Raw genomic sequence first — 13146 nt, 5'->3', positions numbered from 1 at the left:
GTACAATGAACCGGAATGAATTGCGAACCCGTTATGGAAGACTCTCCACTGAAAGAATTTGACAAAAAAGAAGTCGAAGTGCTCAACCGGGCTTTCGCCGCGTTTAACGAAGCCACCCAGCAACTGCAGAGTTCTTACGACAATCTGGAAGCGCGGATCAAGGTCCTCGACCTCGAACTCGCCCGGAAAAATGAAGAGCTGGAACAGAACCTTCAGGAGAAGGAAGAGGTCAAGAATTACCTGCACAATATTCTGGAGAGTCTGACCACCGGAGTCGTCGTTGTCGACGCAAACGGAATCATCACCACATTCAACCGCACGGCGGAGACAATTTTCTCCCTCAGCGCAGAGCATTGCATGGGCAAAAGCCTCAAGGCCGCCTTCGACACCGATCTGTTTGAAAATATCATCTCCCGTTCGGCGCAGATGCCCGGCGCATCGCTCTCTATCGACAGGGAAATCGAGATCGGAAAACGCAAGGCCTGCTGGCTCAGGATTTCCGCCTCCCCCGTCAAAACGCCCAATGAAGAATCCATCGGCACCGTATTGATCCTGCAAGACATCACGCACTTGCGCCGCCTCGAAGAAGAAGCCCAGCGCAACCAGCGTTTACGCGCCACCGGCGAAATGGCGGCGGGCATCGCGCATGAAATCCGCAACCCGCTGGCCAGCATCGAATTGTTCGCCTCCCTGCTCAAGCAGGATCTCAAGGAAGACGACGAAAAACGCGCGCTGGCGGAACGCATCTCATCAGGCGTCAAGAACATGGACCGCATCATCTCCAGCGTTCTCCTATTCGCGCAATCGGCGCAACCGTCGAGACAAAAATGCGATGTCGATGAATTGATCGATGGCCTGCTGGAAAACTCCAGCGAACTGATGATCCCCGAAAACATAAGCGTCCACAAAAAACTCGCGACGGCAAAAATCCTCGCCAATGGCGACGACGCCCTGCTCAAACAAGTCTTCGTCAACCTCTTGCGCAACGCGATTCAGGCCATGCCCGACGGCGGAACGCTGAGCGTTGAAACCTGCATCGACGCCCCGGCAAGCTCCGACGCGCAAGCCGACCCCTCCGGGCGACGCTTCGTCAGGATCAGCATCGCCGACGACGGTATGGGCATCCCTGCGGAAAAACGCGACAATATATTCAATCCATTTTTCACCACCAAAGACAAGGGCACCGGACTGGGGCTTTCCATCTGCCACAATATCGTGAAAGCTCACCAGGGCGCGATCGATCTGGAAGCGACGGAAGGACCAGGCTCCACCTTCATCGTAAAAATCCCCTGCTGGGACGCGGAACTCGATGACCAATAACAACGACAAAAAAATTCTCGTGGTGGACGACGAAGAGGACATGCGCATCGCCCTCGAAACCACGCTCAAACGCGAAAACTATCAGACCCAATCGGCGAAAAACGGCGCCGAAGCGCTGGAGCGACTGGAAAGCGACGCCTACGATCTGGTCGTCACCGACGTCAAAATGCCGGGCATGAGCGGACTCGAACTCCTGCGCTCCATCAAGACCCAATGGCCGCAGACTCAGGTCGTCATGATGACCGCCTTCGAAATCATCGACAACGCCGTCGACGCCATGAAAGCCGGAGCCTTCGATTTTCTCATCAAACCCTTTCAGGCCGACGTGCTGGTCTCCGCCGTACACCGGGCTTTGAAAACATCCGGCGTCACGACGCCCTCTGTCGACAATCCGCGCATCGCCGGATCGGGCGAACGGGCCATCATCACCCAGAATAAAAAAATGCAGGAACTGCTGACCTTCGCCGAACATATCGCCTACAGCAAATCAACCGTTCTCATCAGCGGAGAAACCGGTACCGGCAAGGAATTATTTTCCCGTTTCATCCATCAGCGCAGTCCGCGCGCATCTCAACCCTTTCTCGCTATCAACTGCGCCGCTCTGCCTGAAAACCTGCTCGAAACCGAACTGTTCGGACACGAGAAAGGCGCCTTCACCGGCGCGTCGCAACGCAAGGAAGGCAAGTTTGAACTCGCGCACAACGGCACTCTGCTCCTCGATGAAGTGACCGAAATGAGCCTGCCCCTGCAAGCCAAACTCTTGCGCGTGCTTCAGGAACATGAAGTCGACAAGGTCGGCGGCAAACGCCCGATCCCCGTCGATGTGCGCGTGATCGCGACCACCAACGCCGACGTGAAATCGCGCATCAAGAAAAACGAGTTTCGCGAAGATTTGTATTACCGGCTCAACGTCATCCCCATCAAACTGCCGCCCCTGCGCGAACGCAAGGAAGACATCCCGACGCTGGCCCAGCACTTTCTCGACAGCCACTGCAAGGAGATCAGCAAAAAAATCGCTTCCATTCACCCCGACACCCTGGCCCTGCTCAAAAATTACACTTGGCCGGGCAATGTTCGCGAATTTGGCAACATCATCGAACGCGCCGCGCTCATGTGTCAGGGCGAAACACTGCTCCCCGGCCACCTGTTTTTTGACGAGGATGAAGACGCCAACGGAAGCGCCACATTCGCCGAATCCGGCTTTCAGGGCACCATCCACGAGATGGAGAAAGCCCTTATTTTAAAAACGCTTGAAGAAACCAACGGCAACAAAACCCAGGCCGCCGAGCGTCTGGGCATCAGCATACGCACCCTGCGTAATAAACTGACCGAATACCAGAATAGCTGAGCGTCAGGCGCGTTCCTCCAAATTTTCTTTCAAAATCTCCCCCCAACGCCAGAACTCCCTCTGTTTGGCATAGTATTTGCTTTTATTCCTGTAATATTGAATTGCGTCAAAAAAAACGCATTTGTTAACTCAACAGAGGCTTCAAACGATGGATTTTTTAAACTCAATGCGAATCAGCTCCTCCGGCTTGAGCGCCCAACGCAAGCGCATGGAAACCATTTCAAGCAATCTGGCCAATATTGAAACGACCCGAACCGCCGAAGGCGGGCCTTACCGCCGAAAAGACGTCGCCATCACCGCCATGCCCATCGAAGATGAATTCGGCTTGACCTTGAAAAACGAGATGGGTGAAAACGTACGGCAGGCCCTCGTCACCGACATCGTCGAAGATCAATCCGAACCCAAACTGGTTTTTGATCCCGACCATCCCGACGCCAACGAATCGGGCTACGTCGCGATGCCCAACGTTGATCTGATGACTGAAATGGTGGACATGATCAGCGCCACGCGCTCCTTTGAAGCCAATGTCACCGCGATCAATGCGGCGAAATCCATGGCGATACGCGCCATCGATCTTGGAAGATAATTTAACTTAAACCCGTCACCTGAAAAGAGACGATATGGACTCCCTGAACGAATTTTTCACCAACCTTTCGGAACGCTTCAACGAACTGTCGCAAGGCAAAAAGGTCATGGCCCTGACGCTGGTCGCCGCCGCCATCGGCTCGCTGGTCGTCATGTCTTTCTGGGCGCGCACTCCGGACATGCAACTGCTTTACGCCAATTTGTCCGAGAACGACGCCGCCGCCATCGTCGACAAATTGAAAACGTCCCAAACGCCTTACGAGCTTGCCAATCAGGGAAAAACCATTCGCGTTCCCAGCGATGCGGTTTATGAGCTTCGCCTGCAAATGGCCAGCGAAGGCTTGCCGGAAGGAACCGACGTCGGACTCGAAGTCTTCGACAAATCCGCTCTCGGGATGACGGAGTTCATTCAGAAATTGAATTACCAGCGCGCCCTGCAAGGCGAACTGGCTCGAACCATTCGAACGCTGGACGCCGTAGAACAGGCCCGGGTTCACCTCGTGATTCCCAAAGAAACCTTGTTCATCCGCGACAAGCCAAAAGGCAAGGCCTCCGTCACACTGAAAATCAAACCCGGTCAGAATCTGAGCAAAGGCCAGATACAAGGCATCGTCCACCTCGTTTCCGCCAGCGTTGAAGGCATCAACGCCGCCGACGTTGTGGTCGTCGACCTCAAGGGAAATCTCCTTTCAGGCGACAGCGAAGCCACCGAAGGGGCCATGATGACCGCTTCCAACTACCAGCACAAACAGCGCGTCGAAAAGGAGATGGAGAAAAAGATCCTGAACATGCTCGAAGAAGCGCTTGGCAAAGGCAAAGTCATCGCCCGCGTCGCCGCGACGCTGGATTTTGAGAAAGTGGTTCGCACCGAAGAAATCTACGATCCCGATTCTCAGGTCGTCCGCAGTCAACAAACCGTCACCGAAGCGACCCTCGGCGCCGTACCTCCAGGGGGCATTCCCGGAGTGCAGACTCTGGTGCCCGGAGGCGAAGGCGGAGATGGCGCCGCAGGACAGGCCGCCAAACGCGACAAATCCAATCTCACGCAGAATTTTGAAATCAACAAAGTTGTTCGCCACGTCACCAAGCCCACCGGCGAAATTGACAGTCTCTCCGTCGCGGTCCTCATCGACGGCGTGATGGCAGGCGACCCGCTGGAATATCAGCCTCGCCCTCAGGAAGAAATGAGCAAATACCTCGAAATCGTCCAATCCGCAGTCGGTTACAACCCCGACCGAGGCGATCAGATCAAGGTGGAAAACATCCAGTTCGACCGCAGTCTGCTTCAGGATGAGCAACAGCGACTGGAGCGCGAAGGCCAGATCGACCTCGGTCTGCAAGTTGCAAAATATCTCCTTGGCGCTATATTTATAATATTGTTCTTCACGCGAATTGTCCGCCCTCTGGTGGACTGGTTAACGACGACGGTCGAGGTGGTTCCCGAGCAACAAGAATTGACCGATCACGAAATGGTCGCCCTGGATGAAGAGAAAAAACGCATCGGCCAACTGGCAAACGAAACCGCCCGCCTGAGAGAAACCGTGGGAGAATTCGTCGCCGCCGATCCAAAATTCACCGCAGGCATCATTCGTAAATGGATGAAGGAAAAGGCATGATCAATCTAATGAAACCACGCAACCATCACTCGAAACAGGAGAGGAACTAATGGCCAGAAAGCTGACAGGGCCAGAAAAAGCCGCCGCCCTATTAATGTCTCTTGGAGAAGAAAACGCCGCCATCGTGCTTTCGGCGCTCGACGACCGGGAAATCCAGACGCTGGGAAACTACATCTCTGCGCTGGGCGATATCGACACCACCACGATGGATCTCGTCACCCGCGAATTTCACGATATGGTGGAAGCGGGCACCGGCGGGCTGGGCATTCCGGGCATGGACTTTCTGAAAAGCACCCTCATGAAAGCCATGGACCCCAACAAGGCCACCGAAATTCTGAACAACATCACATCCCCTGGCGAAGAAATGGGCGGCGGACTGGAAACCGTACGCATGCTCGAACCGAGAGTCATCGCCGCATTTCTGGCCAACGAACATCCGCAAACCGCGGCGATCATCATGGCGCATCTGGACGCGCCCGTCGCCAGTCTGGTGATCCGCGAACTGGCTGAAGAAGAACGCATGGAAATCATCCGACGCATGGCGACGCTCGAACGCGTTGCTCCCGGCGTGATCCGCGAACTCGACGAAGCCCTGCAAAACGAATTCCGCGCCTCCGGCGCCGTTTCCGGCAGCAAACTGGGAGGCATTGAAGCCGCCGCGCATGTCATGGGTTCGCTCGACCGCACCACGGAAACCTCGATCCTCACTTCCATGGATGAAGTCGACCCCGATCTCGCAAACGAAATTCGCAACCTGCGCTTCACTTACGAAGACATTCTCAAAATCGACGACCAGGGCGTTCAGCTGGTCATGAAAGAAGTGAATCAGGAAGACCTGCTCATTTCTCTGAAAACCGCCAGCGACGACTTGAAGGAAAAATTATTCTCAAACATGTCCGAACGCGCCGCCTTGATGCTGAAAGAAGATCTTGAATCCCTCGGGCCGACAAAAATCAGCGACGTTGAAAAGGCCCAGCAAAAAGTCATCGCGATTTGTAAAAAGCTCGAAGAGGAAGGCAAAATCGTGATCGGCGGAGGCGCAGACGCTCTTGTCTAATCGAAGCCAGTTCATTAAAAGTTCTCTCACACGGGAGGACATCGAAAGCGGCGACATCCCCGTTGATATGGAGCCTGTCGAGGACCGGACCTTCAAGTTCACCGATCTGGTCGCAGAAGGCAAACGCCGCAACCGCGAGTTCGCCTACGAATCGGAAACGGCGAGAAACTTCGACGACTCCAACATCAAGCGCGCCAAGGTCGGCGTCAAGGAACTGATCGAAGACGCCATCAACAAGGCCAAGTCCCAAGTTGGTGATATCAAATCAAAGGCCTATAAAGAAGGCTTCGACGAAGGATTTCTCGACGGACTCAAGCAAGCCGAAGTCGCCGCCAAACAGGATTTTGATCCTTTCCTGGTTTCCCTGCAAGACAGCATCGCTCAACTCAGCGTTTTCCGCTCAAAGATGTATGACAAGCTGGAACGCGAGATGATGGAAATGGTGATCGAACTCGTCAAACGCATCATCCGCTTTGAACTGGCGACGCGCGAGGACAGCGTGCAGTCGATGATCGAACTGGCTATTCAGTCGGTTCTCGACCGGGAAAATCTAACGATCAAAATTCATCCTGAAGACAAGGGATACGCTGAAAGTTTTCGCCCCGAGCTTCACTCTATGTTTAACGATATTAAAAATATCGCTATCGAAGCGCACCCCGGCGTGCAACGCGGTGGATGCGTGATACAAAGCAATTTTGGCGTGATCGACGCGCAGTTGAACAAACTCGACGACCAGATCAATCGCATCCTCAACCTGACTCCGGCAGAATTCACGGAAGGAACGACAGAAAGCTTGCCGGACATTCCTGAAGAAGATACCTCCGCCGCTACAAAGGCCGACGAGATCTCACACGCCGAAGTGAATAACGAGGACAGCGCGGAAGATGCGCCTGCCGAAGAAACAGCGACCCCAGCCTCTCCTGAAGAAGCTACGGCTGAAGACAACCGGCTGGATGACCTGGAAGACCTTGAAGAACTTCCTGAACAAGCTACAACCGAGAACGACGCGCTGGATGATCTGGAAGACCTTGAAGAGCTTCCTGAAGATGAATCCTTCGACGACCCTGAAAGCAAGTAACGCGACCATGGAAAAAACCATCAATCTGAAAAAATACCGGTCCTATATTGAACGTTCGGACTTCATCAACAAGAGCGGTCGCGTCAATCGCATCATCGGCCTCGTTATGGAAGGCAACGGCCCCGCCGCTCCCGTGGGAAGTCTCTGCACCGTGAAACCCGGCGGCGGACGCCCTTCGGTAGAAGCGCAAGTCGTCGGTTTCCGCGACAACCGAACCTTGTTGATGCCGCTTGGCGACATGTTCGGCATCGAACCGGGAAGCGTTATCGAATCCAAAGACAACTACCCTTCCCTGAACGTCACCGAGGCTTTGATCGGTCGCATCATCAATTCACAAGGCCAGCCGCTGGACGGCAAAGGCCCCATTCCGATGGGAACCTATTACCCGCTCATGGGACAACCGATCAACCCGATGGAACGGCGGCGCGTCCGCGAACCGCTCGACCTGGGCGTGCGCTCCATCAATGGTCTGCTCAGTTGCGCGCGCGGTCAACGCGTCGGCATCATGGCCGGGACCGGCGTCGGCAAATCGGTTTTACTGGGAATGATCGCCCGCAACACCAACGCCGACGTCAACGTCATCGCGCTGGTTGGAGAGCGTGGTCGAGAGGTTCGGGAATTCATCGACGAAAATCTGGGGGAAGAAGGATTGAAACGATCCGTCGTGATCGTCGCTACCTCGGACGAATCGCCTCTGTCGAGATTGCGGGGCGCCTTGACGGCCACCACGGTCGCAGAATTTTTTCGAGACCAGGGCAACAATGTCATGCTGATGATGGATTCCGTCACTCGCTTCGCTCAGGCGCAACGCGAGATCGGTCTGTCCATCGGCGAACCGCCGGCGACGCGCGGCTACACCCCGTCTGTATTTTCGACCCTTTCGCGTTTGCTCGAACGAGCCGGCACCAGCGCCGCCGAGGGCTCCATCACCGGACTGTATACAGTGCTGGTGGAAGGCGACGATCTGAACGAACCGATTTCCGACGCAGTGCGCGCCATTCTCGACGGCCACATTGCGCTGAGCAGGGATTTAGCGGCGCACAACCATTTCCCGGCGATCGACGTTTTGCAAAGCGTCAGCCGTTTGATGATCGAAGTTGTTACCAAAGAACACCATGAACGGTCGATGAAGTTGAAAGACCTTGTCGCCACCTACAAAGAGGCGGAAGATTTGATCAATATCGGAGCATACACCAAAGGCGCCAATCCAAAAATCGACGTCGCCATTTCCAAAATGGACGCTATCAATCAATACTTGCGGCAAGGCATCATGGAGACCTGTTCCTTTGAAGACAGCGTCAATCAACTCAACGCCATCATCGCGGATGTGAAATGAAATTCAAACTTGAAGCCTTGTTAAAACTGAATAAGAATAAGGAAGACTTGGTCCTGCGCGAGATGGGCAAGATCAATCATCATCTGCAGAACCAGAAACAGCGACAAAACTTCATGACCACCGTCGCCAAAGAACGCGGAGAATCGCGCAACCAAAAAATTTCAGGAACAGTAACCGCCAATACCCTGGCGATTTATGATAATTTTTTTCAGGGCGTAAAAATCCAGAACGCCCGGCAGACTCAAATCATTTCCGAAGTTTCAGAGCGTATGGAAAAAACGCGGGAACGTCTGGTCGAGGCCATGAGGAAACGCAAGACTCTGGAGATACTCAAGAGCGCCCAATTAAAAAAATTTCGAGCGAAACAGCAAAAACGCGAGATCAAGGAAATGGACGAAATGGCCACCAACCTATGGCGCAGACATGACGAATTCTAAATCGAAACTAAAATTCACGACGCTCTTCTCTCTTGCGATTTTATGCTGGATCGCCGCCGATCTGACTTTCACCGCCTCGTTCATTCAAGGATCGAGCGCGCAGGCTCAGGAGAAGGCGGAAGAAGCCGAATCGCCGAAAGGCAAAACTTCAGGACTGGAACACGCATTGCGTCAACGCCGCGGAGACTTTGATAAGGAGGAAGAGATCGAGGTCAAACTGCCAGAACACAAAGCCGTCATCAGTCCCGAAACCTTTCGCATGATCGAAATGATCGAGAAAAAAAATCGAGAGCTTAAGAAAAAAGAAGAAGAATTGAAGGTCAAAGAACAACAACTGCAAGCGCTCGAACAAAAAGTGCGGCAGGAACTGCGCGAAATCAATCTGGCCCTTGCCAAGAGCGAACGTCAGATCGGAATCAAAAACGAGCAGGTTGCTCAGAACATCGAATCTTTGATCAAGGTTTATTCCAGCATGAAGCCTGAGGAAGCGGCCAACATTCTGGAAGCCGTCGACGAAGAACTCGCCATTCAGATCATCACGGGAATGAAAGCTCAGATCGCGGGGCAGGTGCTCAGCCAGCTCAACGTGAAAATAGCCAAAGCGATCAGCGAGCGCATGGTCGGCAAGGGAGAGGTGAAGGACAAAACGGCGCCTTAAGCGGAACGATCCCCATCCGACGCATCCTTGTTCGCAACTTGCGCCTGCTCCGCCATTTCCTGAAATTCTTTTCTATCGACCGTCACAGCGCCCGGCGCGCCTTCTGCGATAGTCACCATTCCAAACGAGATGATCATTTTAAGACCGTCTTCCACCGTCATCGTCAACATATCCACATCCTCGATGGGAACGATCAACAAGTATCCTGTGGTGGGATTGGGAGAGGTCGGCACAAACACGTTCACCATCTTGTCGCGCGTGTTCTGAACAATCTCCCCGCGCGCATCGCAACACACGATGCCCAGAGTTTTCAAGGGTACTCGCGGATAGGTCAACAACACCATCCGCTCAAATGAAGGCGTCTCCGTTTGCGAGATCGTGTGAATGACTTTCTTGATGCTGGTGTAAATGGCCCTGACGAATGGAATTTTATTCAGCAGATTCTCGCCAATCTCCACCAGCTTGCGGCCCAGAAAATTGGTGACCAGCAAACCCACCAGCAAAATAAACAGAAAGATGATTAACAGCCCCGTCCCTGGAATGGAATTTTCTTCCAGATAACTCCAGTTGGACAGCCCAATGAATTTGTCGATGACAGGCGCCATCGCCTGATCCACATTGTTCACAATGAAACGCAGGATGATATAAGTCAACGCGGCGGGAACCGTGATGAGCAAACCCGCGATCATGTTTTTCTTGATGGCGCTCTTGATTGATTTCATGAAATTGCGTCGCCCCTTACTGGCGCAAACTTTACAGAGAGGAAACGCTTAGCGGAGGGTGTCGAGATGACGCCGGACTTCAAAAACAAGGGAGGGGTGAGCCGCTTCGCCCAATTCGACAAAGCGCCAGTAATAATGCCTTGCAGGTTCAATATTTTTTTCCGCTTCATATAAAACAGCCAGATTATAGTTCGTACTCGGGTGCTTGGGATTGATCGCCAAGGCCCGATTGAGCGCCGCGCGCGCATTTGCATATTGACCCTGCGCCTTATATACCACAGCAAGGTTGTTCAGCGCATCCAGATTCTCGGAATCGATCTGGATGGCTTTCTGGTAGTTGGTCGCCGCCCCGGCATAATTTTCCTTGAGGTAGTATACCACTCCAATGTTGTTATACACCTTCCCATACTTCGGATCGAGGTAAAGGGCGCGTAAAAACTCATCGATCGCCTGATCGTATTGCCCCAGCTCTTTATAGATCACGCCCATATTATTGTAGATATTGGCGTTTCCCGGCGCCATCTCCGCCGCTTGACGGTAATTTTCCAGGGCCTTCTGCCATTCCCCCGATTGCTGAAAAAAGACGGCGCGGTTGAAATAAAATCCGCTGTTTCTGAACGCGGGAGGCACCGGCGTCTCCTGATATACAGGCTCCGCTTTCTTTTGCTCCTGATCTCTTGAACCCAGCGCTTTGGCATCGACGCTCTTGTTGACGGTGATCTGTCCATCCTCCATCACCTTGTCTTCTTTTGCATCTGCAGACGCCGCAATTTTTTCTTGTTCGGGAGGCGCTTGACCCGCCTGATTGTGACCTCTCTCAGTTGCCGCCGTCATCTCATCAATGACAGCCGGCGTCGACTCAACATTTCGTTCACGCTCCATCGCCTTTCGGGCGGCAATCTCTTGCGGCGTCTCCATATCGCCCAGGGCGACCGCCGCGTTGTCCAGTTTTTCCGGATCTTCATTGCGAACCGGTAGCGGCGTCTTCGCTTTGGCCGCCGGGATTTTAATTTTCTTTTTCGGCGGCGGCGTTTTCTTCTTAGGCTTCGGCATGACTTGCGCGACCTCCACAGGGGGCGCAGGAGGCGGTGGCGGAACGACCGCTGTAGGGACCGGCTCTTCAACTGCAGGAGCAAGCCCTGCTTGTTGCTGGGGAGCGGGCGCTACCGGAACGGGCGCCGGCGCTTGCACTGGCGGCGCGACGGGAGCGGGAGCGGGAGCCGGTGGAGGCGGAATCGTTTTTCTCAGTGTGACTTTTGGAGGCGGCGCCTTGAAACCCAGCGTCGTCCAAATCGGAAGGTCGGTGATCTTGGTGCGTCTCGAATCGAAGGCGCCTGCATAAATCAGGTACGAAAGGATAATTCCCGGAATGCCGATCAGCACGGCGACTTTCATCGCCTGAGAGTTCGAACCGGCCCCGCCCCGAGGTTTCTTGTCAGAAATCAGGTTGATTTCGGGCGCAGGTTTTTTACCAGAGGTTTTATCCTTTAACGCTTTTTTAAGACTGTCCGCAATCAGGCTCAATGTTCCCGCCCTTTTCAACCATTATTGATAATGGATAAAAGAATTGGCTTTTTACCCGCAAATTTTAAGGCTTTCATATGAACGCGAGCGTTTGCCGCATCCTCAAACGGGCCGACATAGATCATGTACCATGCCCCGCCGGGACCCTGAACTTGTTTCGAAAAAGCGTCAAAGCCCGCTTGCTGTAACCGGGCTACCTCGTTATCCGCCTCTTTTTTTGAATTGGTGGAATCGACATGAATTCGATATCCCGCCTCTTCCGGCGCGGCGACGTTCGGTTCCGGCTCCACGACTGGAACCGCTACCGCTTCGCTTTGAGGCGCTTCTGCGGGAACAGGCTCTGCTATCGTTTGCGGAGTCGGCTCCGGCGCGACACGCGGCGCTGGCGCGGATACCGGCGTGGGTTGCGCCGCCTGCACAGCGACTGAATTTTCAGCATTGGGCGCGTCCGCCGTTTCATTCCAGATCAAAAATCCTGCGACCGCCAGAGCGGCTGCAAGCGCCAGCGTTTTCTTCAAGGAAAACGCGCGCAAAGGCGTTCGTGATTCGCGGTCGTCTTTCCCCTGCAAACTCCGTATCCCTTGTCGGGCATGCTCCAATTGCAGGACATCGGCCTGACTGTTATAGCCCGCAAGCAAGGTGCGGTCACAGGCCAGATTGATCAAACGCGGGTAGCCTTTTGAAAAATTATAAATCAAGTTCACCGCAGGAGCGGCGAAGGCGACGCGAGAGCCAACCCCTGCGACGAGCAAGCGATGGTTGATATAATTTCGGGTTTCTTCCTTTGACAAGGGCGTGATTTCATAACGTATCGAAATCCGCTGATTCAATTGTTTGAGTTCTGGAAGAAACAGCTTGTCGTTCAATTCCAACTGCCCGACAAAAATGATCTGCAATAATTTTTCTTTTTCCGTTTCCAGATTCGACAGAATGCGCAATTGCTCCATCACCTGAAGCGGCAGGTTTTGCGCTTCATCAATGATGATCACAGTGGACCCGCCTTTTTGAGACTGCTCGATCAGAAAATGATTCAAAGCGTCCAGCAGTTCTTTTTTCGAAGCGCTGTTCACCCAGTCTTCATCCGTCCCGCTGTCATCCATTTCAAGAGCGAAGCCGGGATCGCCCAGACTCGCTCCCGAGGCCGCCATGCTTCGGCGCGAAGGCACGGGCGGAGCGCCCAGGTCATGAATACAGGTTTTCAGCAAATCCATATCCGACAGCATCGGATTGAGGATCAAAGCCACCGCGATGCCGGGATCCAGTTGTTCCAGAAGACAACGCGACAGGGTCGTCTTGCCGGTTCCCACGTCGCCCACCACCGCCATGAATCCTTCCCTCTGCCGGATGCCGTACATCATGTGATCCAGCGCGCCCTGATGCTGTTTGCTCAGGTACAAAAATTCCGGGTCGGGCGTCAGGCTGAAGGGCTTCTCTTTGAAACGATAAAAATCCTCGTACATATCTC

General features: G+C 53.8%; 12 protein-coding genes. 9 read left to right on the top strand and 3 right to left on the bottom strand.

Features of this window, described 5'->3' with window-relative positions; translation table 11 throughout:
- Positions 1 to 33: 33 nt before the first annotated feature.
- The 9 genes from G3M78_07195 to G3M78_07155 all read left to right on the top strand — a co-directional run bounded on the left by G3M78_07195 (position 34) and on the right by G3M78_07155 (position 9435).
- A complete protein-coding gene (locus tag G3M78_07195) occupies positions 34 to 1320 on the top strand; it encodes a PAS domain-containing protein (protein ID QPJ65184.1) in 1287 nt (428 codons plus the stop codon).
- On the top strand, positions 1310 to 2668 hold the full coding sequence (locus G3M78_07190) for a sigma-54-dependent Fis family transcriptional regulator (protein QPJ65183.1): 1359 nt from the start codon (positions 1310 to 1312) through the stop codon (positions 2666 to 2668). Before G3M78_07195 ends, G3M78_07190 begins: the two co-directional genes overlap by 11 nt.
- A 148-nt stretch (positions 2669 to 2816) precedes the next feature.
- Positions 2817 to 3254 (top strand): flagellar basal body rod protein FlgC, encoded by a 438-nt coding sequence (gene flgC / locus G3M78_07185; GenBank protein QPJ65182.1) that lies wholly within the window; start codon positions 2817 to 2819, stop codon positions 3252 to 3254.
- 34 nt (positions 3255 to 3288) lie between these two features.
- On the top strand, positions 3289 to 4869 hold the full coding sequence (gene fliF / locus G3M78_07180; protein QPJ65181.1) for a flagellar M-ring protein FliF: 1581 nt from the start codon (positions 3289 to 3291) through the stop codon (positions 4867 to 4869).
- 49 nt (positions 4870 to 4918) lie between these two features.
- Complete coding sequence (fliG, locus tag G3M78_07175; protein QPJ65180.1) at positions 4919 to 5926, top strand: flagellar motor switch protein FliG; 1008 nt, start codon at positions 4919 to 4921, stop codon at positions 5924 to 5926.
- Positions 5919 to 7004, top strand: coding sequence for a hypothetical protein (locus tag G3M78_07170; protein ID QPJ65179.1), 1086 nt, complete (start codon positions 5919 to 5921; stop codon positions 7002 to 7004). The genes fliG and G3M78_07170 overlap by 8 nt, the downstream gene beginning before the upstream one ends.
- Positions 7005 to 7011: 7 nt before the next feature.
- Positions 7012 to 8340, top strand: a complete 1329-nt coding sequence (locus G3M78_07165) for a FliI/YscN family ATPase (protein QPJ66796.1) — start codon at positions 7012 to 7014, stop codon at positions 8338 to 8340.
- Positions 8337 to 8777 carry a flagellar export protein FliJ gene (fliJ, locus tag G3M78_07160; protein ID QPJ65178.1) on the top strand — a complete coding sequence of 147 codons (441 nt, stop codon included), beginning with the start codon at positions 8337 to 8339 and terminating at the stop codon, positions 8775 to 8777. Before G3M78_07165 ends, fliJ begins: the two co-directional genes overlap by 4 nt.
- On the top strand, positions 8764 to 9435 hold the full coding sequence (locus tag G3M78_07155) for a hypothetical protein (GenBank protein QPJ65177.1): 672 nt from the start codon (positions 8764 to 8766) through the stop codon (positions 9433 to 9435). Before fliJ ends, G3M78_07155 begins: the two co-directional genes overlap by 14 nt.
- Here the strand turns inward: G3M78_07155 and G3M78_07150 are convergent.
- From G3M78_07150 to G3M78_07140, 3 genes are read right to left on the bottom strand one after another with little or no spacing between them, the layout of a single operon-like run.
- Complete coding sequence (locus G3M78_07150; GenBank protein QPJ65176.1) at positions 9432 to 10157, bottom strand: DUF502 domain-containing protein; 726 nt, start codon at positions 10155 to 10157, stop codon at positions 9432 to 9434. The genes G3M78_07155 and G3M78_07150 overlap by 4 nt on opposite strands.
- Positions 10158 to 10205: 48 nt before the next feature.
- Entirely contained in the window at positions 10206 to 11681 is a 1476-nt protein-coding gene (locus G3M78_07145; GenBank protein ID QPJ65175.1) for a tetratricopeptide repeat protein, read from the bottom strand.
- A 14-nt stretch (positions 11682 to 11695) separates the two neighbouring features.
- The gene (locus tag G3M78_07140) at positions 11696 to 13141 is read right to left on the bottom strand and encodes an AAA family ATPase (GenBank protein ID QPJ65174.1); all 1446 of its coding nucleotides are present in this window, start codon (positions 13139 to 13141) and stop codon (positions 11696 to 11698) included.
- Positions 13142 to 13146 lie beyond the last annotated feature (5 nt).

The sequence above is a fragment of the Candidatus Nitrohelix vancouverensis genome (assembly GCA_015698305.1).
Lineage (GTDB): Bacteria > Nitrospinota > Nitrospinia > Nitrospinales > VA-1 > Nitrohelix > Nitrohelix vancouverensis.
The sequence above is the reverse complement of the archived record's forward strand: the minus strand, read 5'-3'. Positions and strand labels throughout refer to the sequence as shown.